This is a genomic window from Pseudomonas sp. AC532 (assembly GCF_979258965.1).
Genome location: NZ_OZ409888.1, coordinates 841,958 through 864,884, shown reverse-complemented (window position 1 = coordinate 864,884; position 22,927 = coordinate 841,958). Strand labels below are relative to the sequence as shown.

At 60.2% G+C, this 22,927-nt stretch carries 17 protein-coding genes; 12 read left to right on the top strand and 5 right to left on the bottom strand.

Annotated elements, in window-relative coordinates:
* Window positions 1-166: 166 nt before the first annotated feature.
* The 12 genes from ACZ0AV_RS04140 to ACZ0AV_RS04085 all read left to right on the top strand — a co-directional run bounded on the left by ACZ0AV_RS04140 (window position 167) and on the right by ACZ0AV_RS04085 (window position 12,898).
* Window positions 167-1,093 (top strand): hypothetical protein, encoded by a 927-nt coding sequence (locus ACZ0AV_RS04140; protein WP_499149860.1) that lies wholly within the window; start codon window positions 167-169, stop codon window positions 1,091-1,093.
* A complete protein-coding gene (locus ACZ0AV_RS04135) occupies window positions 1,086-2,234 on the top strand; it encodes an N-acetyl sugar amidotransferase (RefSeq protein WP_499149859.1) in 1,149 nt (382 codons plus the stop codon). The genes ACZ0AV_RS04140 and ACZ0AV_RS04135 overlap by 8 nt, the downstream gene beginning before the upstream one ends.
* Complete coding sequence (gene hisH / locus ACZ0AV_RS04130; RefSeq protein ID WP_499149858.1) at window positions 2,231-2,845, top strand: imidazole glycerol phosphate synthase subunit HisH; 615 nt, start codon at window positions 2,231-2,233, stop codon at window positions 2,843-2,845. Before ACZ0AV_RS04135 ends, hisH begins: the two co-directional genes overlap by 4 nt.
* Window position 2,846: 1 nt before the next feature.
* Window positions 2,847-3,632: an AglZ/HisF2 family acetamidino modification protein gene (locus ACZ0AV_RS04125; protein WP_499149857.1), complete on the top strand. Its 786-nt coding sequence runs from the start codon at window positions 2,847-2,849 to the stop codon at window positions 3,630-3,632.
* A 31-nt stretch (window positions 3,633-3,663) separates the two neighbouring features.
* Complete coding sequence (locus ACZ0AV_RS04120) at window positions 3,664-4,698, top strand: polysaccharide biosynthesis protein (protein WP_499149856.1); 1,035 nt, start codon at window positions 3,664-3,666, stop codon at window positions 4,696-4,698.
* Window positions 4,699-4,700: 2 nt separating this feature from the next.
* On the top strand, window positions 4,701-5,804 hold the full coding sequence (wbjC, locus tag ACZ0AV_RS04115) for a UDP-2-acetamido-2,6-beta-L-arabino-hexul-4-ose reductase (RefSeq protein WP_499149855.1): 1,104 nt from the start codon (window positions 4,701-4,703) through the stop codon (window positions 5,802-5,804).
* Window positions 5,801-6,934: a non-hydrolyzing UDP-N-acetylglucosamine 2-epimerase gene (gene wecB, locus ACZ0AV_RS04110; RefSeq protein WP_499149854.1), complete on the top strand. Its 1,134-nt coding sequence runs from the start codon at window positions 5,801-5,803 to the stop codon at window positions 6,932-6,934. Before wbjC ends, wecB begins: the two co-directional genes overlap by 4 nt.
* A gap of 5 nt (window positions 6,935-6,939) precedes the next feature.
* The gene (locus ACZ0AV_RS04105; protein ID WP_499149853.1) at window positions 6,940-8,193 is read left to right on the top strand and encodes a glycosyltransferase family 4 protein; all 1,254 of its coding nucleotides are present in this window, start codon (window positions 6,940-6,942) and stop codon (window positions 8,191-8,193) included.
* Window positions 8,193-9,146, top strand: a complete 954-nt coding sequence (locus tag ACZ0AV_RS04100; RefSeq protein ID WP_499153288.1) for a UDP-glucose 4-epimerase family protein — start codon at window positions 8,193-8,195, stop codon at window positions 9,144-9,146. Before ACZ0AV_RS04105 ends, ACZ0AV_RS04100 begins: the two co-directional genes overlap by 1 nt.
* A gap of 44 nt (window positions 9,147-9,190) precedes the next feature.
* Window positions 9,191-10,207, top strand: a complete 1,017-nt coding sequence (locus ACZ0AV_RS04095) for an MraY family glycosyltransferase (RefSeq protein ID WP_499149852.1) — start codon at window positions 9,191-9,193, stop codon at window positions 10,205-10,207.
* A complete protein-coding gene (locus tag ACZ0AV_RS04090; RefSeq protein WP_499149851.1) occupies window positions 10,207-10,782 on the top strand; it encodes an acetyltransferase in 576 nt (191 codons plus the stop codon). Before ACZ0AV_RS04095 ends, ACZ0AV_RS04090 begins: the two co-directional genes overlap by 1 nt.
* Before the next feature lie 100 nt (window positions 10,783-10,882).
* Complete coding sequence (locus ACZ0AV_RS04085) at window positions 10,883-12,898, top strand: polysaccharide biosynthesis protein (RefSeq protein WP_499149850.1); 2,016 nt, start codon at window positions 10,883-10,885, stop codon at window positions 12,896-12,898.
* Window positions 12,899-13,839: 941 nt separating this feature from the next.
* Here the strand turns inward: ACZ0AV_RS04085 and ACZ0AV_RS04080 are convergent.
* The 5 genes from ACZ0AV_RS04080 to mnmC form a co-directional block, all read right to left on the bottom strand.
* Entirely contained in the window at window positions 13,840-15,030 is a 1,191-nt protein-coding gene (locus tag ACZ0AV_RS04080) for an osmoprotectant NAGGN system M42 family peptidase (RefSeq protein WP_499149849.1), read from the bottom strand.
* Window positions 15,031-15,349: 319 nt separating this feature from the next.
* The gene (gene ngg / locus ACZ0AV_RS04075; protein ID WP_499149848.1) at window positions 15,350-17,095 is read right to left on the bottom strand and encodes an N-acetylglutaminylglutamine synthetase; all 1,746 of its coding nucleotides are present in this window, start codon (window positions 17,093-17,095) and stop codon (window positions 15,350-15,352) included.
* 136 nt (window positions 17,096-17,231) lie between these two features.
* Complete coding sequence (locus ACZ0AV_RS04070; RefSeq protein ID WP_499149847.1) at window positions 17,232-19,001, bottom strand: N-acetylglutaminylglutamine amidotransferase; 1,770 nt, start codon at window positions 18,999-19,001, stop codon at window positions 17,232-17,234.
* 398 nt (window positions 19,002-19,399) lie between these two features.
* Window positions 19,400-19,843: an REP-associated tyrosine transposase gene (locus ACZ0AV_RS04065; protein ID WP_499149846.1), complete on the bottom strand. Its 444-nt coding sequence runs from the start codon at window positions 19,841-19,843 to the stop codon at window positions 19,400-19,402.
* A 910-nt stretch (window positions 19,844-20,753) separates the two neighbouring features.
* Entirely contained in the window at window positions 20,754-22,712 is a 1,959-nt protein-coding gene (gene mnmC / locus ACZ0AV_RS04060) for a bifunctional tRNA (5-methylaminomethyl-2-thiouridine)(34)-methyltransferase MnmC2/FAD-dependent 5-carboxymethylaminomethyl-2-thiouridine(34) oxidoreductase MnmC1 (RefSeq protein ID WP_499149845.1), read from the bottom strand.
* Between the last annotated feature and the right edge of the window lie 215 nt (window positions 22,713-22,927).

Sequence of the window (22,927 nt, the reverse complement as noted above, 5' to 3'; positions counted from 1 at the left end):
TACGTTCAATCAGTCGACGTCTCATGTGCCTCACCTGTCGAAGCCACCTTCGACTGATATGGGTGGCATATTTTATGTCGTTAGATTAACGGTCGTATGTATGGCCGTAATGCATTTAATAGTTTCTATAATTGATTTTTTTGTTGTGAAGGATGCTGCCTTATCGATGATTGTTGAACAAAGGGAGGCTGAGCACCTTACGGGACCTAGAAATTCTCTCATAGGAGCTGTTGGTGCTTTGCTCTCTGGGGCTCCACCAGTGTTATTGGCAATAATGGGGTTGTCCAGATTTAGAAGTTTTCCCTTAAATTTTTTTATTTATATAGTTGCAGCTCTTGGCTTTGCCACGATGTTTCTCTCTGGTGGGCGAAATTCTTTTTTTATAAGCGCAGCTTTTGTTTTTTTCTTCTACCTGTTCTTCTCGGTTAATTACGTCGGAGTAATGGCAAGGTTTTCTATGAAAAGTTTTCTTGCGCTCGGATTTTTTCTTTATTGCGTATATTTTTCGATGAGGATGTTTTTGGATCGCTTTGAGGCTCAAGGGTTTGAAGTTGGATTTATGTTGGAGTACTTGGAGCGTGAGTATGATGTGAAAATATTCAGGTTTGAGTACGGCGGTGACTTGTTTTTGGCTGCGTATTCGGTGCTTGTATATTTGAGTTTTTATATTGCGCATTCATTTACATATTTAAATGATTACTTTGTGGCAGCGTATACTCCTTATATGGGAGGCGGGTATAATTTTCCGCAGGTTGCAAGATTGATTGACGTCGCTTTTGGCTCCAGCTTTTTTGAGAGTGGGCGGGAGCGAATGCTTTTGGTAGGTGTTTACCTTACTCTCCCAGGCTCGCTATATCTTGACTTTGGTATTGTGGGAAGTCTGATTGTTTCCTCGCTCATTGGCTTCTGTTGTGGCTACCTTGCCTGTAATATGTCGCGCTTGGCGCTTTATCAGAAACTATGGTTGTCCTATATGGCTGTTGCATTGGTTTTCTCTCCAATATATAGTGTTTTTGGCATGGCTAATGGCTTCTCGTTGATCTTTATTTTGATATTAATAGTTTTGTTTTCCTTGAGGGTGCGTCATGAGTAAGTTTGTTATGCCTTATCAAGTATGCAGGCAATGTATTATGGATGCCAGTGACCCGAATATCAGGTTTGATCAAAATGGCGTTTGTGATTACTGTCTGAATTTTGAATCAAAGATTATTCCGAGCTGGCACACGGATACGCGTGGTTCTGCAATACTCAAGTCTCTTGTTGAGGAAATAAAAAAAGATGGTGCAGGTAAACCTTTTGACTGCATCATAGGGCTGAGCGGCGGGTTAGATAGCTCCTACGTTGCATATATTACGAAAGCGAAGTTAGGACTCCGCCCACTGCTTTTTCATGTAGATGCGGGCTGGAATACCGATCAGGCGGTTGGCAATATCGAGAAGCTGGTAGATGGGCTCGGTCTCGATCTTTATACCGAGGTGATCAACTGGGAAGAAATGAAAGACCTTCAGGTCGCGTTTCTCAAATCCCAGATCGCGGATCAGGACTTGCCCCAGGATGCAGCCTTTTTCTCTGGTCTGTACAAGTTCGCGCGCAAGCACGGCATCAAGTACGTGCTGACCGGTGGCAATTATTCGACCGAGTGCTGCCGCGAGCCTGAGGAGTGGGGCGGCTATCCGGGGATCGACAAAACTCTGTTCGCGGATATTCACAAACGCTTTGGCAAACGCCCGCTCAAGACTTTTCCCCTGGTCGATATCATGACCTACAAGATTCTCTACCAGCGTGTGCTGGGCATGCAGATCGTCAAGCCGCTTAACCTGGTGCCTTACGTCAAGAAAGAAGCCGAAGCCGAGCTGGAACGTCGTTTCGGTTGGCAGAAGTTCCAGCACAAGCACCATGAGTCCCGCTTCACGCGTTTCTATGAAGATTATTGGATGCCGCGCAAATTCGGCTACGAGAAGCGGCGTGCGCACTTCTCCAGCCTGATCATGACGGGCCAGATGACTCGCGACGAGGCCTTGGCACGTATCGCCAAGCCTGAAATGGATGAGCAGTTCCTGAAAACGGAATTCGAGTTCGTGGCCAACAAGCTGGGGCTTTCGGTCGCTGAGTTGCAGGCGATTTTCGAAGGCGAAAACAAGACGTATCGAGATTACAAGAACAAGCGCTTTCTAATCGGCATCGGTTCGCGTGTAATGAGCGCCCTCGGATTGGAGAGAAGACTGTTCAGATGATAACCATCATCGATTACGGCCTGGGTAATATTCAGGCCTTTGTCAATGTCTACAAGCGCCTGCATATTCCGGTCACGGTAGCGACCAGTGCTGGTCAGCTAGCTGGTGCCAGTAAGTTGATCCTGCCCGGCGTGGGTGCATTCGACCATGCCATGCAGCGCCTGAACGCCTCCGGGATGCGGCAGACGCTCGATGACATGGTTCAGGGGCATGGTATCCCCGTGCTGGGTATCTGCGTGGGCATGCAGATGCTCGCCGACTCCAGTGATGAGGGCGTGCTGCCGGGCCTGGGCTGGATTCCGGGCCAAGTGCGTAATTTCCATTCCGTCGCTGAATCCAGCGAACTGGCGCTGCCCCATATGGGCTGGAACGATGTGCTGCCTGTTGCTGACAGCCCATTGTTTCAGGGGCAACAGGAGAACTGGCTGTTCTACTTCCTTCACTCCTACTTCTTCGAGTGCACTGAACCTGCGCATATCGCGGCCACCGCGACTTATGGCGCCAGCTTCAGTTGTTCCGTTGCATCGAAGAATGTGTATGGGGTGCAGTTCCATCCCGAGAAGAGCCACCACTGTGGTGTCGCCCTGCTGAAGAATTTCGCGGAATTGTGAAATGTTGAGACCACGTATCATCCCCTGTTTGCTGATCCAGGATAGCGGTCTGGTGAAGACCGTAAAATTCAAGGATCCCAAATACGTCGGCGATCCGATCAACGCCGTGAAGATTTTCAACGAGAAGGAAGCGGACGAGCTGATCGTCATAGATATCGATGCCAGTGCCCATGACCGTGAACCGGACTATCAGAAGATTGCCTATCTTGCTTCCGAGTGCAGAATGCCGCTTTGTTACGGCGGTGGGGTACGTACCGCCGAGCAGGCCAAGCGCATCATATCCCTGGGCGTCGAGAAGGTAGCGATCAGCTCGGCTGCGCTGGCCAACCCCGCGCTGATCAGCGAAATCGCCGCCGAGATCGGTCGGCAAAGCGTTGTCGTGGTGCTCGATCACAAGCAGCGGTTGCTGGGCAAGACCCAGGACGTCTGGACTCACAACGGCACGCGCAACACCAAACGCAGCGTCATCGACGTGGCGCTGGAAATGGAAAAGCTCGGGGCAGGCGAGATCGTCATCAATTCCATCGATAACGACGGCAAGATGAAGGGCTATGACGTGGCTCTGGCTGCTCAGTTGCGTGAGGCGCTTACGGTTCCACTCACCGTGCTCGGCGGGGGAGGGAGCCTCGATGACATGCACAAGGTGGTCGCCGCCTGCGGTGTGGTTGGTGTGGCGGCGGGTAGCTTCTTCGTGTTCAAAGGCCCCTACCGTGCGGTGTTGATTAGCTACCCCACTGCACAGCAGAAACGTGACTCTATTTATTCAGCCCTGCAAGGCCGCCGCTAGGCTGCCTCGCAACCGGATTTCAGGATTGCATATGTTCAATGAAAAGAAGCTGCTCATCTCTGGCGGCACAGGTTCGTTCGGCAATGCCGTACTCAAGCGTTTTCTCGATACCGATATCGCTGAGATTCGTATCTTCAGCCGAGACGAGAAGAAGCAGGATGACATGCGTAAGCTTTACGCCAGCCCCAAGCTGAAGTTCTACATTGGCGACGTGCGCGACTACCAGAGCGTTTTGAATGCGACCCGGGGCGTTGATTACATTTTCCATGCCGCTGCGTTGAAGCAAGTTCCGTCTTGCGAGTTTCACCCGATGGAAGCGGTCAAGACCAACGTGCTGGGCACCGAGAACCTGCTGGAGGCGGCTATCCAGAATGGCGTCAAGCGCGTGGTCTGCCTTAGTACCGACAAGGCTGTTTACCCCATCAATGCCATGGGTATTTCCAAGGCCATGATGGAAAAGGTCATGGTGGCCAAGTCCCGCAATCTCGATGAGACCGATACGGTCATCTGCGGTACCCGCTACGGCAATGTGATGGCTTCTCGCGGCTCGGTGATTCCGCTGTTCGTCGATCAGATCCGTGCCGGTAAACCCCTGTCCATCACTGACCCGAATATGACTCGCTTCATGATGACCCTGGCCGACGCGGTCGACCTGGTGCTGTATGCATTCGAGCATGGCCGCAATGGCGATCTGTTCGTGCAGAAAGCACCTGCTGCAACGGTTGAAGTGCTCGCGCAAGCGCTGACCTCCCTGTTGGGCAAGCCCGATCATCCCATCCAGGTTATTGGTACTCGTCACGGTGAGAAGCTTTACGAAGCGCTGCTGAGTCGCGAGGAGATGGCCTGCGCCGAAGACCGAGGCGAGTACTACCGCGTACCGCCGGATCTGCGCGACCTGAACTACAGCAAGTTCGTTGAGCAGGGTGAAGAGCGTATCTCCCATACGGAAGATTACAATTCGCACAACACCGAACGCCTTGATGTGCAGGGTATGCAGCAGCTGTTGCTCAAGTTGAATTTCATGCGCGCCATTCAGCGCGGCGAAGACGCAGCGCCCGAGGAGTAAAGATGAGGGTTCTGATCACTGGTGCCAACGGTTTCGTAGGCAAGAATCTGATCGTTCACCTTAAAGAGCGCCAGGATGTCGAGATTCTCACATTCGGCCGTTCCGATGATTTGAACTTGCTTGGCGAGCGCGTGGCTCAAGCTGACTTTATCTTCCATCTGGCTGGGGTGAATCGCCCTCAGGATCCTGCTGAGTTCGGTCAGGGCAATACCGAGCTGACCGTTGAACTGTGCAGGGCCATTGAAGCCAGTTGTCGGCAGATTCCGGTTGTGTATACCTCGTCGAGCCAGGCCGCGCTGGACAATCCCTATGGCACCAGCAAGCGTGGCGCCGAGGAAGCCTTGCAGCTGCTTGGGCAGCAGCAAGGTAGCCCGGTGCATGTTCTGCGCCTGCCGAACGTATTCGGCAAATGGGCCAGGCCGAATTACAACTCGGCGGTAGCCACCTTCTGTCACAACATCGCTCGCGATTTGCCTATCCAGATCAACGATCCGGCCGCCGTCATCACGCTGGTGTATATCGATGATGTGATTGCCCATTTCCTCGCCTTGATGTCGGGCGAGAAAGCTCGTGTCGAAGTGCAGCCGCAGTATCGCGTGAGTGTCGGCGAGATAGCCGACCGCCTGCGCGGCTTCAAGGAAAGCCGCGATACTCTGGTCACGGATCGGGTAGGTGATGGCTTTGTACGCGCCCTGTACTCGACTTACTTGAGTTACCTGCCTCCCGAGCGATTCAGTTACGAAGTGCCGAAATACGCTGATCAGCGTGGTGTATTCGTCGAGATGCTGAAAACCCCTGACTGTGGGCAATTCTCGTTCTTCACCGCGCACCCGGGTATTACCCGTGGCGGCCATTATCACCACACCAAAACCGAGAAGTTTCTGGTCATCAAGGGGCGTGCGCGCTTTGGGTTTCGCCACATGACCTCGGGTGAGCTCCACGAGCTTGTCACCGAGGGTGATAAGCCGCAGATCGTCGAAACCGTACCGGGCTGGACACACGACATCACCAATATTGGTGATGATGAAATGATCGTGATGCTCTGGGCCAATGAGATCTTCGACCGCGCGCACCCCGATACCTACGCCTGCCAGGTGAAACCATGAAAAAACTGAAAGTCGCCACGGTCGTTGGCACCCGCCCGGAAATCATCCGCCTGGCTCGCGTCATGGCCAAGCTGGACGAGCACTGTGATCACGTTCTGATCCATACCGGGCAGAATTACGATTATGAGCTCAACGAGATCTTCTTCGAAGACCTGGGCATTCGCCGCCCAGACCATTTTCTCAATGCGGCCGGTGCCACGGGGGCCGAGACCATTGGCAACGTGATCATCGCGGTCGACAGGGTGCTGGCAGAGGTGCAGCCCGATGCGCTGCTGGTGCTGGGCGATACCAACAGCTGCATGGCGGTGATTCCGGCCAAGCGCCGCAAGATCCCCACCTTCCATATGGAGGCGGGCAACCGCTGTTTCGACATGCGCGTGCCGGAAGAGATCAACCGCCGTATCGTCGACCACACGGCGGACATCAACCTGACCTATAGCACCATCGCTCGCGACTACCTGTTGCGTGAAGGGCTATCGCCGGACATGGTGATAAAGACCGGTAGCCCGATGTTCGAGGTGTTGACCCATTATCGTGAAGGTATCGACGCCTCCGACGTACTTCAGCGCCTTGGGCTGGAGGAGGGCAAGTTCTTCGTGGTCAGTGCGCACCGTGAAGAGAACATCGACTCCGAAACGAACTTCCGCAAGTTGGCCGAGACCCTGAACGAGGTCGCTGCCCATTACGATATGCCGGTAATCGTTTCCACCCACCCGCGCACCCAGAAACGTGTGGATGCATTGGGTGTGACCTTCCATCCCAACGTACGCCTGCTCAAGCCACTGGGCTTCAAGGATTACAACAAGCTGCAGGCCAGCGCCAAAGTCGTATTGTCCGACAGCGGTACCATCTCGGAAGAATCGTCGATTCTCAATTTCCCGGCTCTGAACATTCGTGAGGCTCACGAACGCCCCGAGGGTATGGAAGAGGCTGCGGTGATGATGGTAGGCCTGGGCGTCGAGCGAGTGATGCAGGCACTCCAGGTACTGGAGTCTCAAGCCCGTGGAGACCAGCGTAGCTTGCGCCTGGTCGCTGACTACAGCATGCCCAACGTGGCGGAAAAGGTCGTGCGGATTCTGCATAGCTATCGCGACTACGTGATGCGTACGGTCTGGAAACGGAACGACTGACGCGCATGCGAGAGGGAAAACTGAAGATATTGATCGTCAGCCAGTATTTCTGGCCCGAGAACATGCGCGTCAATGACATGGCCGAAGAGCTGGTGCGCAGAGGGCATGAAGTCACGGTACTGACGGCGTTGCCAAATTATCCTGAGGGCCAGGTATTCGAGGCTTATCGTGAAGCGCCGGAGCAATTCGCCTCCTATCGTGGCGCGGAGGTGGTTCGGGTACCGATCATTCCACGCGGCAAGCGCAGCCTGACTCTGGCTCTCAACTACTTGTCGTTCGTTGTGAGTGGTTCGCTGCTGGGCAGTTGGAAGCTGCGGGGCAAGGATTTTGACGGTGTGTTCGTTTATGCCGTCTCACCGATCATGTCCGCCATTCCCGCCTTGGTGATGGGCAAGTTGAAAAAGGCTCCGGTCAGCGTCTGGGTGCTGGACTTGTGGCCGGAAACCTTGCGCGCGGTCGGGGTCGTCCATGATGACCGCGCCCTGGCGTTGGTCGGCAAGATGGTGTCGTGGATCTACAATCGCACCGACTATTTGCTGCTCCAGTCCCGCGCGTTCATGGATAGCGTCCGTTCATACTGCACAAAGCCCGTTGAGGATGAGCGACTGGTGTATTTCCCCAGTTGGGCCGAGGACGGGTTCAGCGAGCTGCCCAGCGAGGCATCGCCCTTGCTGGCTCGTTCTGCAGACGAATTTACCATCCTCTTCGCGGGGAATCTGGGCGAGGCACAGGACTTCCCTGCGATTCTCGACGTCGCCCAGGCCTTGCGCGATGTCGTGAAGGTTCGTTGGGTGCTGGTCGGGGACGGCCGAATGAGCGATTGGTTACAGCTGGAGGTCGCTCGTCGCAATCTCGATAATGTGCTTTTGCTTGGCCGCCATCCACTGGATGCCATGCCGGGTCTGTTTGCGACGGCTGATGCCTTGCTGGTGTCTTTGAAGACCAACGAAGTGTTCGCCAGAACCATCCCGGGGAAGGTTCAGGCCTACCTCGCTTCTGGCAAGCCAGTGCTTGGCATGATTGGTGGCGAGGCGGCGCGGGTTATCGAGGAGTCGGGTGCAGGGCTCGCTTGTGCGTCCGGCGATCAGCAAGGTTTGTCTCGTATCGTGCAACTGATGGCGGCTATGAGCCCGCAGGAGCGTGACGCGATGGGCCGCGCGGGCAAGTGCTACTACGATGATCAATTCTCCAAGGAAAAGATCTTCTCGAATCTGGAGCGCCTGTTTCGGCAAGGAACGCGCAGGGACCAAAAGCAGTGATGAAGAAAGTAATGCTCACAGGGGCAAGCGGTTTTGTTGGTCGTTCGTTGCTCGAACGTTTGCACCAGGAAGGCTACGAGTTGGTCGCCCCATCGCGTACGCCCCTGGCGGGGGCGCCGGTCGGCGTCGGCAATCCGCTGGTGGGCGAGCTGGCTGCGGATGTTGACTGGGGCGGTTCGCTGGAGAGCGTTTCGGTGGTCATACACAGCGCTGCTCGCGTTCACGTCATGAACGATACGGCTGACGATCCCCTGGTGGAGTTTCGCAAGGCCAATGTCGACGGTACCGTGAGCCTCGCCAGGCAGGCTGCTGCAGCTGGGGTGCGACGTTTCGTTTTCATCAGCTCGATCAAGGTCAACGGCGAGGGCACGGAACCTGGGCAGCCTTACCGCGCCGATGACACGCCGGCCCCGCAGGACCCTTATGGCGTTTCCAAGATGGAAGCCGAGCAGGCGCTACGCGCAGTGGCGAGCGAGACGGGTATGGAGGTGGTGATCATACGCCCCGTACTGGTCTATGGCCCGGGTGTGAAAGCCAACTTTCGCAGCATGATGAGCTGGTTGAGCAAGGGCGTTCCGTTGCCACTGGGGGCCACCGGTAATAAACGCAGCCTGGTGGCAGTGGACAATCTGGTGGATCTGATCGCCACCTGTATCGAGCATCCAGCTGCGGCCAACCAGACCTTTCTGGTCAGTGACGGTGAAGATCTTTCCACGACGCAATTGCTGCAGCGCATGGGTAGCGCGCTTGGGCGGCCGGCAAGGTTGCTGCCGGTACCTGCCAGCCTGCTGCAGGCCGGTGCCGCCATGCTTGGCCGACGCGCCATTGCACAGCGCCTCTGTGGCTCGTTGCAGGTGGATATCACGAAAACTCGGGAGTTATTGGGCTGGACGCCCCCTGTGAGCGTCGATGACGCACTGCGGCGAACTGCCCATGCCTTCGCGGCTGGTTGAACAGGAGTACCTGCCTTGAGCGGCGGGACTTAGGAGAACATTGAGTGTTGACCACCGTCTTGCTGGTTATCGCCAGCCTGTCGTTCGTGCTGACCTGGCTGCTCAGGCGTTATGCGTTGGCCAGCAGCCTGATGGATGTGCCCAATGCGCGCAGCTCTCACTCTGTGCCTACACCGCGCGGCGGCGGTGTGGCCATTGTCATTTGCTTTCTGCTGGCGGTGCTTGGCCTGGCCTTGACTGGCCATGTCGACAGCGCTGCGGCCTACGCGTTGTGCGGCGCGGGCGGGCTGGTGGCTGTGGTCGGCTTTCTTGACGACCACGGGCACATTGCGGCTCGTTGGCGGCTGCTCGGTCATTTCGCCGCGGCTACCTGGGCGCTTTTCTGGATGGGAGGCCTGCCGGCAATCAGTCTGTTTGGCACTGTGGTCGACCTGGGTTGGTTTGGCCATGTAATGGCTGCCATTTACCTGGTGTGGCTGCTCAACCTCTACAACTTCATGGATGGCATCGACGGTATCGCCAGTGTGGAAGCCGTTTGTGCATGTGTCGGCGGGGCCTTGCTCTACGCCTGGCTCGGCAGCACTGCCGGTTCGCTGATTACCGTGTTGTCGCTGGCGGCTGCTGTCATTGGCTTCCTGATCTGGAACTTTCCACCCGCTCGTATCTTCATGGGCGATGCCGGTAGCGGTTTTCTGGGCATCACGCTGGGCGTTCTGTCTTTGCAGGCGGCGGCTGCGTCGCCTCAGTTGTTCTGGGCCTGGTTGATACTACTGGGTGTATTCGTGGTCGATGCCACCTTCACGCTGTTGCGCCGTCTGCTGCGTGGCGAGCGTGTGTACGAGGCTCACCGAAGCCATGCCTATCAATACGCCTCGCGGCACTACGGGCGTCATTTACCGGTCACCCTGGCAGTCACCGCGATCAATCTGCTGTGGCTGTTGCCCATTGCCTTATGGGTCGGGGTTGGCGGGGTAGACGGCACCATTGGACTGCTGGTGGCCTATCTGCCGCTGGTTGTTCTCGCCGTCAGGTTCAATGCTGGTTCTGTGGAGCCGAAATGATGGACGAAACCCTGCTGATACTGGGCGCAGGCGGGCACGGTAGGGCGGTTGCCGAAGCGGCTCTGCTGTCTGGCCAGTGGCAGTCGGTTCGGTTTCTGGATGACCGATGGCCTGAGGCGAGCGACCTTTATGGAATACCTCTCGTCGGTAAGCCTGACGATGTGGCCAGGTTCGCGGGCGCTGGCCATGCAGCAATTGCCGCGGTGGGTAACAATGCGCTGCGTGAAAAGTGGAGTGCGTCGATCAGAGCCGCCGGGTTGTCTTTGGCTACGGTTATTCACCCTCGGGCCTTTGTCAGCGCGGGTGCAACCGTTGAACGCGGTGTAGCGGTAATGGCCATGGCGATGGTAGGTGTCGGCGCTGTGCTCGGCCGAGGTGCCATCGTGAACGCCAATGCAACCGTCGATCATGACGCGGTGCTAGGTGCTTTTGCCCATCTGGGCGTCGGGGTGCAACTTGCCGGCGGCGTGAAAGTGGGCGCCAGGGCTTGGTTACAGGCAGGATGCAGTGCCGGCTATAACGTTGTTGTAGAGGAAGGTGCATTGCTCGCGCCAGGTACCGTTTTGATCGGTTAGGTCGCGAAGTGCAGGCGATCGAGGCGAGTCCGCCTGCTTACTCTTGTACCGTCAGGGAGCTGCCTGATGGTGGCTTGCTACAGGGATATGAGGTGTTGTTTTGTTGAGGTTTGCAGAGTTGCTCCGGACTCGATTGGTACGGTTGCGGCGTCGCCAGAAGCGTTTGATCCAGGTATCCGTCGATGTCGTGCTGGTGTGGGTCGCCTTGTGGCTGGCGTTCGTGGTGCGGTTGGGGGACTTCAGCCAGATCCACCCCTTGGATGGGCACTTGTGGCTCTTCGCACTGGCACCGCTGATCTCCATTCCGTTGTTCATTCGCTTCGGCATGTATCGCGCGGTGCTGCGTTACTTCGGTAACGAAGCACTGATTGCAATCGCCAAGGCGGTTTCGCTGTCCGCGTTGATTCTGGCCCTGGTGATTTACTGGCGCGAGGACACGGGAGCGCTGATTCCGCGCTCCATGGTGTTCAACTACTGGTGGCTGAGCATCATGCTCATCGGTGGGTTGCGCCTGGCGATGCGCCAGTTCTTCATGGGCCATTGGTTTGCCGCAGACCAGCCGTTCAAACTGAGCGGCCGGGAGGCTAGCTTGCCGGCTGTCGCCATCTACGGGGCGGGTTCGGCAGGGAACCAGTTGGCGGCCGCCTTGCGCATGGGCCGAGCCATGCGGCCGGTGGCATTCATCGACGACGAACCGAATATCGCCAATCGCGTTATCGCCGGCCTGCGGGTGTACTCGCCGAGGCACATCCAGCAAATGATCGAAGATACCGGTGCGGTCGAGATCCTGCTGGCACTGCCGTCCGTATCGCGCACCCGCCGGCGAGCGGTGCTGCAGCTACTGGAGCAGTACCCGTTGCACGTACGCTCGGTTCCCGGCTTCATGGATCTGGCCAGTGGCCGGGTCAAGGTCGAGGACGTTCAGGAGGTGGATATCGCCGACCTGCTGGGCCGTGATGCCGTGCCGCCCCAGCGCGAGCTGTTCGAGCGTTGCATCCGCGACAAGGTGGTGATGGTTACGGGAGCGGGTGGCTCGATTGGCTCCGAACTGTGTCGCCAGATTCTCGGCTCTGGGCCACGAACCTTGTTGCTGCTCGAACATGGCGAATTCAACCTGTATTCGATCCACAGTGAACTGGAGCAGCGAATCCGCCGGGAGTCCTTGCCGGTGCGTTTGGTACCTGTGCTTGGCACGGTGCGCAATCAGGAGCGTCAGCTCGAGCTGATGCGTTCCTGGGATGTGAACACGGTCTACCACGCGGCGGCCTACAAGCATGTACCGATGGTCGAGCACAACATTGCCGAGGGCGTGCTGAACAATGTGTTTGGTTCGCTGTGCACCGCGCAGGCCGCGTTGCGCGCCGGTGTCGAGAACTTCGTGCTTATCTCCACAGACAAGGCGGTACGCCCCACCAACGTGATGGGCAGTACCAAGCGCTTGGCCGAGATGGTGCTGCAGGCACTGAGCCAGGAAACGGCGCCAGTGTTGTATGGCGACAAGGACAGGCTGCATCAGGTCAACACGACGCGTTTTACCATGGTGCGCTTTGGCAACGTGCTGGGTTCCTCGGGTTCGGTGATTCCGCGCTTCTATGAGCAGATCCGCAAGGGCGGGCCGGTTACTGTCACCCACCCCAATATCACCCGTTACTTCATGACCATCCCGGAGGCCGCACAGCTGGTGATCCAGGCAGGTTCCATGGGTAAGGGCGGGGACGTGTTCGTGCTGGACATGGGGCAGCCGGTGAAGATCGCCGAGCTGGCGGAGAAGATGATCCACCTTACTGGCCTCAGCGTGGCGTGCGATGACAATCCTGGCGGCGATATTGCCATCGAGTTCACCGGTTTGCGGCCTGGCGAGAAGCTTTACGAAGAGTTGCTGATCGGTGACAACGTAAGCCCTACAGATCACCCGATGATCATGCGGGCAAACGAAGAACACCTACCTTGGGAATCCTTCAAGGTGGTGATGGCCGACCTGATCAAGGCGGTCGAGCAGGATGATTACGACCGAGTGCGCCAGTTGTTGCGCGAAACCGTATGCGGTTATGCGCCGGAAGGCGAGATCGTCGACTGGATGCATTTACGCCGCGCCGCCAAGCGGCCGCTGGAGTAGGGCGCATCAGCCACGGGATCTGTCTTCGTAGCAGCTATGCCCTCGGCGCGACGAGCGCGGCCTGCCAGGGATATCGGCGTTGTGCATGCGATTCGCCGCGAGGTCGCGGCTCCTACAAGAGCGCTACACACCACACTGCGTAGGAGCGTCGCCCCCGGCGCGAAGAATTGCAGCCGCGCTGCGATATCGGCGTTGCCCACTCGATTCGCCGCGAGGTCGCGGCTCCTACAAGAGCGCTGCACGCCACACTGCTTAGGAGCGTCGCCCCCGGCGCGAAGAATTGCAGCCGCGCTGCGATATCGGCGTTGCCCACTCGATTCGCCGCGAGGTCGCGGCTCCTACAAGAGCGCTACACCACACCGCGTAGGAGCGTCGCCCCCGGCGCGAAGAATTGCAGCCGCGCTGCGATATCGGCGTTGCCCACTCGATTCGCCGCGAGGTCGCGGCTCCTACAAGAGCGCTACACACCACACCGCGTTGGAGCGTCGCCCCCGGCGCGAAGAATTGCAGCCGCGCTGCGATATCGGCGTTGCCCACTCGATTCGCCGCGAGGTCGCGGCTCCTACAAGAGCGCTACACACCACACTGCGTAGGAGCGTCGCCCCCGGCGCGAAGAATTGCAGCCGCGCTGCGATATCGGCGTTGCCCACTCGATTCGCCGCGAGGTCGCGGCTCCTACAAGAGCGCTGCACGCCACACTGCTTAGGAGCGTCGCCCCCGGCGCGAAGAATTGCAGCCGCGCTGCGATATCGGCGTTGCCCACTCGATTCGCCGCGAGGTCGCGGCTCCTACAAGAGCGCTACACCACACCGCGTAGGAGCGTCGCCCCCGGCGCGAAGAATTGCAGCCGCGCTGCGATATCGGCGTTGCGTATGCGATTCGCCGCGAGGTCGCGGCTCCTACGGGGAGTGGCATTTGTAGGAGCGTCGCCCCCGGCGCGATCAGCTTTCTCTCTCGCGGTTGCCTACCAGGCTGTCGACGGTCGGCACGCGGGTGTCCGGTTCCATCTGCGCATTGTGTTCCAGCTGGTGGCTGAAGCGCTCCAGGGAGCCGTTTTCCGGCTGGGCGTCGCTGGCGAATACCGGCGGGCTCAGCAGGTAGGCGCCGAGCAGGCGGGCGAGGGCAGCCAGGCTATCGATGTGGGTGCGCTCGTAGCCATGTGTGGCGTCGCAGCCAAAGGCGATCAGCGCGGTGCGTATGTCGTGGCCGGCGGTAACGGCCGACTGGGCGTCGCTGTGGTAGTAGCGGAACAGGTCACGACGCACGGGGATTTCGTTCTCGCTTGCCAGGCGTAACAGTTGCCGCGACAGGTGATAGTCGTAAGGGCCGCCGGAGTCGTGCATGGCCACGCTGACGGTGTGCTCGGTGGAGCGCTGGCCAGCGGCGACCGGTGCGATGTCGATGCCGACGAACTCGCTCACATCCCAGGGCAGTGCAGCGGCGGCGCCGGAGCCGACCTCTTCGGTGATGGTGAACAGCGGGTGGCAATCGATGTGCGGTTCCTGGCCACTCTCCACGACTGCCTTGAGCGCAGCGAGCAGGGCGGCGACACCAGCCTTGTCGTCCAGGTGCCGGGCGCTGATGTGGCCGCTCTCGGTGAACTCGGGCAGCGGGTCGAAGGCCACGAAGTCACCGACGGATACACCCAGGCTTTCGCAATCGGCGCGGCTGGCGACCAAAGCGTCGAGGCGCAGTTCGACGTGATCCCAGGAGATGGGCATCTGGTCGACTTCGGTATTGAAGGCGTGCCCGGACGCAAGCAGCGGCAGTACGCTGCCGCGAAACACGCCGTGGTCGCTGAATACGCTGACTCGGCTACCTTCCGCGAAGCGGCTCGACCAGCAGCCAATCGCGGTCAAACACAGGCGGCCGTTGTCTTTGATCTCGCGGACCATCGCACCGATGGTGTCGAGGTGCACGGATACCGCACGGTCGGGGCTGTAACGACGACCTTTGAGTGTGCCGCGGATAGTGCCTCGCCGGGTCATTTCGAAAGGAATGCCGATTTCCGTCAGACGCTCCGCGACGTAGCGCACGATGGTGTCGGTAAAACCGGTAGGGCTGGGAATGGCGAGCATTTCCAGCAGCACTTTTTGCATGTATTCGAGATCGGGTTCAGGAATTTGCGACATGGAATCTCCATCTGTGACGGGGACGGGTCGCCGAGCGGCGTCAGTCTTGGGTGAATGCCTATGACGCCCTGTCGACGGACATTAATGTGCTCTGTGTTACATGCTGACCTGATATAGCGGTGAGGGTTTCAAACAAGCCTCGGTGTTGCGAAAACGGGTGCCGGAGCGGCGAGCGGTTTCTCTGGTAAGAGTCGCGACCTCGATGCGAATTACGTAGCCGACACCGACATCGCGGTAGGGCCACAACCGTTCGCGCCGGGGGGGCGCTCCTACAGGCACGCGGGGTTCCTGTTTTTAAGCTTTCTTTAACAGCCCACTCCTATCGATCGCCTACGCCGTGGCTGAGCGGGAACAGCAGGTCGATGAAGCGCTCCGCAGTCGGTTGTGGCTCGTGGTTGGCGAGGCCGGCGCGTTCGTTGGCCTCGATGAACACGTGCTTCGGCTGGTCCGCTGCGGGGACGAGCAGGTCGAGGCCTACTACCGGGATGTCCAGCGCACGAGCGGCTTTGACGGCTGCTTCGGCGAGGGCCGGATGCAAGATGCCGGTAACGTCCTCGAGAATCCCTCCGGTGTGCAGGTTCGCGGTTTTGCGCACGGCCATGCGTTTGCCCTGTGGCAGCACGCTGTCGTAGTCGTAACCGGCGGCATGCAGGGTGCGTAGGGTTTCGGCATCCTTCGGGATGCGGCTTTCACCACCGGTAGCGGCCTGGCGCCTACGGCTCTGCGCATCGATCAGTTCACCAATGGTATGGCGGCCGTCGCCCAGCACTTCGGCGGGGCGGCGAATGGCGGCGGCGACCACTTCGAAGCCGATCACCACGATGCGCAGGTCATAGCCCTCGTGGTAGCTCTCCAGCAACACGCGCTCATCGAACGGGCGGGCGCGTTCGATGGCGGCCTGTACCTCGGCCGGCGTGCGCAGGTCGACGGCCACGCCCTGGCCTTGCTCGCCGTCTACCGGCTTGACCACCAGGCTGCCGTGCTCGGCGAGAAATGCCGCATTGTCTTCGGCGCTACCCGCCAGTCGCTGCGCTGGCAGACTCAAGCCGGCGCGGCTCAGCGTGCGGTGAGTCAGGCGCTTGTCCTGGCAGAGGGTCATGGTGACGGCGCTGGTCAGGTCGGTCAGCGATTCTCGGCAGCGTATACGGCGCCCGCCCTGGCTGAGGGTGAACAGACCGGCTTCTGCGTCGTCGATGTGCGCGTCGATGCCACGGCGGCGCGCCTCGTCGACGATGATGCGCGCGTAAGGGTTGAGATTGTCATCCGGCCCCGGGCCGAGGAACAGTGTCTGGTTGATACCATTCTTGCGTTTGATGCTGAAGGTCTGCAGCTCACGGAAGCCGAGCTTGGCATACAGCTTCTTGGCCTGGCCGTTGTCATGCAGCACGGACAGGTCGAGGTGGCTCAGGCCGCGGCTCATGAAGTGTTCGATCAGGTGGCGCACCAACACCTCGCCAACGCCGGGGCGGCTGCAGGTCGGGTCGACCGCCAGGCACCACAAACTGCTGCCGAGCTCGGGGTCGCGGTAGGCTTTCTGGTGATTGAGGCCCATGACGCTGCCGATCACGGCGCCGCTGTCTTCGTCCTCGGCGAGCCAGTAGACCGGGCCGCCCTGGTGACGCGGAGTCAGTTTCGCGGTATCGATGGGCAGCATGCCGCGCGTCTGGTAGAGGCAGTTGATGGCCTGCCAGTCCGCATCGGTCTGTGCGCGACGTACGCGGAAACCACGAAAGCTGCGCCGTGCCGGCCGATAATCGCTAAACCACAGGCGCAGCGTGTCCGAAGGATCGAGAAACAGCTGCTGTGGCGCCTGCGCCAGTACCTGTTGTGGCGCGGCCACATAAAGCGCGATGTCACGCTCGCCGGGCTGTTCGCTGAGCAGCTCTTCAGCCAGTACCGCCGCGTCCGGGAATGTGTGGCCAATCAGCAGCCGGCCCCAGCCGCAATGGACGATCTGCGGCTGACCGATTGCGTCACCGTGTTCTTCGGCAAAGCGGGCCTGCAGGCGCTCGTAGGAAGGCGATTGACCCCGGAGGAGACGTTGGTTGTGGGCAGTGGCTCGCATTGGAGAATGTTCCTTTGCTTTCGCATGGCCGGCCATGAGCCGGCTATCGGTTGACCTGTTTGCGGATCCGCGTCGACGCGAATTCGGCCATTCCTGTTTAAGTGCCGGGGGAACCTGCGGCGCCCCCGGTTAGTGATTACAGCCCCTGTTCGGCGAGCCACAGGTTCAACGCCGCCATCTGCCACAGCTTGGAGCCGCGTAGCGGCGTCAACTGACCTTGTGGGTCGGTGAGCAGGCGGTCGAGCATCTGCGGGTTGAAGATGCCGCGGTCGTGGGCCGGGTCGACCAGCAGGTCGCGTACCCAGCCCAGCGTGGCGCCTTCCAGGTGCTTGAGTCCCGGCACGGGGAAATACCCCTTCTTGCGGTCGATGACCTCGGACGGAATGACCTTGCGCGCGGCTTCCTTGAGCACGTACTTACCGCCTTCCGGCAGCTTGTACTGCCCCGGAATGCGGGCAGACAGCTCGGCGAGATGGTAGTCGAGGAACGGCGTACGCGCTTCCAGGCCCCAGGCCATGGTCATGTTGTCGACGCGTTTGACCGGGTCGTCGACCAGCATCACCGTGCTGTCCAGGCGCAGAGCCTTGTCCACGGCAGCGTTCGCGCCAGGCTGGGCAAAGTGCTCGCGGACGAATTCGCCGGCGGCGTCGTGGGTCAGCCAGGCGGGCTGAACGCAGGCCGCATACTCGTCGTGTTCGCGATCGAAGAACGCCTTGCGGTAGGCACTGAAGGCATCCTCGGCGCCATCTACCAGGGGGTACCAGTGGTAGCCCGCGAACAGTTCGTCAGCACCCTGGCCGCTTTGCACCACCTTGCAATGCTTGGCCACTTCTCGGGACAGGAGGTAGAAGGCGATGCAGTCATGGCTGACCATCGGCTCGCTCATGGCGCGGAACGCCGAAGGCAACTGGTCGAGAATTTCGTTCTCGCCAATGCGCAACTGATGGTGCTGCGTGTTGAAGCGCTGGGCGATCAGGTCCGAATACTGGAATTCGTCGCCGCGCTCGCCGCCTGCGTCCTGGAAGCCGATGGAGAAGGTCAGCAGGTTATCGACCCCGGCTTCGCGCAGCAGGCCAACCAGCATGCTGGAGTCCACGCCGCCGGAGAGCAGCACGCCAACGTCGACCGCGGCGCGCTGGCGGATCGACACCGCTTCGCGCATGCCATCGAGCACCGCGTCGCGCCATTCGTCGAAGCCATAGTTGGCCTCGTCAGCGTTCGGGCCGAAGTTCAGTGTCCACCAGACCTGTTGCTCGACCTTGCCGTCGGTGTCGATGCGCATCCAGGTCGCTGGTGGCAGCTTCTCGACGCCGGCCAGGATGGTGCGGGGCGCGGGCACGACGGCATGAAAGTTCAGGTAGTGATTGAGCGCGATCGGGTCCAGCGTCTTGCCGATGTCGCCGCCCTTGAGCAGCGCTGGCAGGCTGGATGCGAAGCGTAGGCGGTCCTTGGTTTTGGACAGATACAGAGGCTTGACGCCCAAACGGTCGCGAGCGATGAACAGCTGCTGGCTGTCGCGTTCCCAGATGGCGAAGGCGAACATGCCATTGAGTTTGGGCAGCAGCTTTTCACCCCAGGCGTGATAGCCCTTGAGCAGCACTTCGGTATCGCCGCCCGAGAAAAAACGATAGCCGAGCTGTTCGAGCTCGCCGCGCAGTTCCGGGTAGTTGTAGATGGCGCCGTTGAAGACCATCGACAGGCCGAGGTCATTATCGATCATCGGCTGGCCCGAGGCCTCGGCGAGATCCATGATCTTCAGCCGGCGGTGGCCGAAGGCGACGGGGCCGCGGCTGTGAAAGCCATGGGCGTCGGGGCCACGCGGGGCGAGGTGGTGAGTGATGCGTTCAACGGCAGCCAGGTCGGCTGGTTGGTTATCGAAGCGTAATTCGCCTGCTATTCCGCACATAGTCTATAAAGCCCTCGTATTTCCTGGGCTCTGTTCCTCCTTAACGTCAGTCCGTACCAGTTGTGTAGCGGTTCTGAGTTCCAGTGCGCTCCAGGCGCACCGGAGACGATCGAGCATGGATGGACCCGGTGTCCGCCCGAGGCGGCGCACGAGTCCCGAGTTTTTTCGAGTCCCCCTGGCGCGCGAATGTTCAATAAAATGACGGTGACGTGGGGCGTCTGCGTTGCGCTTGCAAAAGCCGCGACCCCGCTGCGAATCGAGTGGGCAACGGCGATATCGCAGCGCGGCCGCAATTTTTCGCGCCGGGGGCGACGCTCCTACGCGGTATGCATGACCCGGCGGGAGTCTCTTCGAAACGGTCTTTTGTGTTCCCGGCCCGTCGTACGCATGACCGTACGTTAGAGCCAAATGGCATCCCAATGCGGATAGTCGCCTATGTGCGTCACCAAACCGGCGCGCAGAGGATTCGCCACGATATAACGGGCAGTGGGAAGCACGTCCTTTTCGTCGCGCAATGCATGGTCATGGAAGCCCCGTTGCCAGACAGATTTGCCAATGCGTCTGGATGAAAGCGACTTCACGCGTCCGACCAGTTGTGACAGGTTTCCCTGATGTAGTTGAAGGAGCCAGTGCAAATGATCTGGCATCACTACATAGCACAACGTCTGATGGGTGCCTGCCAGGGCGTCTTGTTTGATGGTGTCGATCAGCGCTCTTGCGTGATGGAAGTCGGCGAACACGGGGCGTCTACCGAGTGTCACAGCCGTTATCAGGTAATGGTGGCCTGGGGCTGACCACCTGCCTAATCGAAGCCGGTGGGCAGCTTGGCGGCTGACGCTCATGGTAACCACTCCCTGGATCTGCGCATTTCGCCAGTCTAGGCGCAGCGACCAGAGGATGCCCGGCAGGCACCTCTACAAAATGTGTAACGCTCTTGTAGGAGCCGCGACCCCGCGGCGAATCGAGTGAGCAACGCCGACATCGCAGCGCGGCCGCAATTTTTCGCGCCGGGGGCGACGCTCCTACGCGGTGTGGTGTGTAACGCTCTTGTAGGAGCCGCGACCCCGCGGCGAATCGAGTGAGCAACGCCGACATCGCAGCGCGGCCGCAATTTTTCGCGCCGGGGGCGACGCTCCTACGCGGTGTGGTGTGTAGCGCTCTTGTGGGAGCCGCGACCCCGCGGCGTATCGAGTGGGCAACGGCGATATCGCAGCGCGGCTGCAATTCTTCGCGCCGGGGGCGACGCTCCTACGCGGTGTGGTGTGTAACGCTCTTGTAGGAGCCGCGACCCCGCGGCGAATCGAGTGGGCAACGGCGATATCGCAGCGCGGCTGCAATTCTTCGCGCCGGGGGCGACGCTCCTACGCGGTGTGGTGTGTAACGCTCTTGTAGGAGCCGCGACCCCGCGGCGAATCGAGTGGGCAACGCCGACATCGCAGCGCGGCCGCAATTTTTCGCGCCGGGGGCGACGCTCCTACGCGGTGTGGTGTGTAGCGCTCTGGTAGAAGCCGCGACCCCGCGGCGAATCGAGTGAGCAATGCCGATATCGCAGCGCGGCTGCAATTCTTCGCGCCGGGGGCGACGCTCCTACGCGGTGTGGTGTGTAGCGCTCTTGCAGGAGCCGCGACCCCCCCCGCGGTGTGGTGTGTAGCGTTCTTGTAGGAGCCGCGACCCCGCGGCGAATCGAGTGCACGACGCGCTTATCGTGGTATGGCTGCCATTCTTGCCCTGGGCAATACGCGGGGGAGGGGCTCAGCCCTTGCGGATCAATTGGCGCAGCATGAAGCGATTCGGGTGGCAGGCTTCGGCCACATCCTGTGGCACGGGCAGCGGCTCGTCATTCAGCCAGGCGGCGATCAACTCGCCGGACAGCGGTGCGGTGATCAATCCGCGTGAGCCGTGGCCGCTGTTTATGTAAAGCCCGTCGTGCCAGGGGCAGGGTATCGACGGCACCTGGCGGGCGTCGCGTGCCAGCACTTCATAGGCCTTGGCAAACGCCTCGGCATCGGCAAGCGGCCCGACGATGGGCAGGTAATCGGGGCTGGTGCAGCGGAACGCCGCGCGACCCTGCAGGGTTTCGACATCGACGGTATCCGCCTGCAGGCGCTCGGCCAGGTCGGCGGAAATTTCCCGTAGTAGCCCAAGGTTGCTCGCGTGCTCGGCACTGCTCGGCGTCAGGTCATCGCTATCGAAATTGAAGCTGGCGCCCAGGGTATGCTCGCCCTCACGGGCAGGTGCCACATAACCTTCGGCGCACACTACCGTGCGCAGGGCCGCGCTCTGCGGCGAGACTGGCAGGCGGGTGATCTGCCCGCGAATGCGCTTGAGTGGTAACCGGGCGCTCTGCTCCAAGCGGGTGATATCGGCGGCACCGCAGAGTACGACCACGGCAGCGCTGGCGATCAGCCGTTCACCGCTCCACGCCTGCCAGTGGCCGTTCACGCGCTCCAGCTGCAAGGCTTCCTGGTGGTGATGCAGATGTATCCGGTGATGATCGACCATGAGCCGGCAGAGCGCGGGAGGATGCACCCAGCCTGCGTCGGGGTAGAACAGCCCGCCGCTAGCCAGTGCGATACCGGCGTGGTGCTCGGCCTCGTCAGCCGGCACCTGAATGAGCAGCGTGTCAGGAAATGCTGCGGCGAGTTTGGCCTGGCGCTGCATTTCGCGCTCGTCGAAGGCCAGCTGCAGCACGCCGCAATTGTCCCAGTCGTGGCCCTTGTGCAGGCGCTGGAGCAACCGGCGTGTGTAGCCGAAACCGTCAACGATCAGCCGCGACAGGGCCGTGCCATGAGCGGACAGCTTGAGGTACAGCACACCCTGGGGATTGCCCGAGGCTTCCTGGGCGATAGCCGCGTGGCGCTCCAGTACCTCCACTTGCCACCCACGCGCGGCCAGGCTGGCTGCTGTCGCGCAGCCCGCCAGTCCCGCGCCGATGATAAGTGCACGGCGCTCGGTGGGAACATGGTCCGGGCGGGCAAACCAGGGTTTGCTCAGGCTGCCGGGCGGCCCGTCGAAAGTGCCGCGCATGACCTCCCATTTCTTGCCGAGCCCCGGCACGCGCTTCATCCGAAAGCCGGCCTCGTTCAGCGCGCGGCGCACGTAACCGGTGGCGGTGAAGGTGCCGAGGGTAGTCATGGGGCCACTCAGCCGGGCCAATTGGGCAAACAACTCGGGCGTCCACATCGCGGGGTTCTTGGCGGGGGCGAAACCGTCCAGGAACCAGGCGTCGATGCGCGTATTCAGGTGCGGCAGCATGGCGCTGGCATCGCCGATCAGCAGCGTCAGCACCACGCGGCCTGCATCGAATACCAGGCGCTGGAACCCGGGGTTCACAGCGACGTAGGCGTTCAGTAATGGGGTGCTGTAGCGTTGCAAGGATGGCCACAGGGCGAGGGCGCGCTGCAGGTCGGCCGGTGTCAGCGGGTGTTTTTCCACGCTGACGAAATGCAGCCGCGCGCCGGCTGGCGCCTGCTGTTCGAAGAGCTCCCAGGCGCAGAGAAAATTCATGCCGGTGCCGAAGCCGGTTTCGCCGATCACCAGTTGCGCACCGGGGGGCAGCGCGGCGAAGCGTTGTGGCAGGTCGTTGTTGGTCAGGAATACGTAGCGGGTTTCCTCGAGGCCGTCTTCCCGGGAGAAGTAGACGTCGTCGTACTGACGTGACAGCGGCTGGCCCTGGTCATTCCAGTCCAGCTGGGCATATTGATCGGCCATGGCGGCGTTCCGAAGCAGGCAGGGCGGCGATTCTAGCAGGGGCAGTGGCAGCGTTGGCCACGCCATTCGCTGCACGGTCGCGGCTCCTGCGCGTAGGTGGCTGCCGCGTAGAAGCGTCGCCCCCGGCGCGAATGATGGTGGCCGTGCCGCAACGTCGGTGATGCTCACACCATCATCGTAGGACGTGCCTCCTTCACGTATGTGGTCTCGCGGCT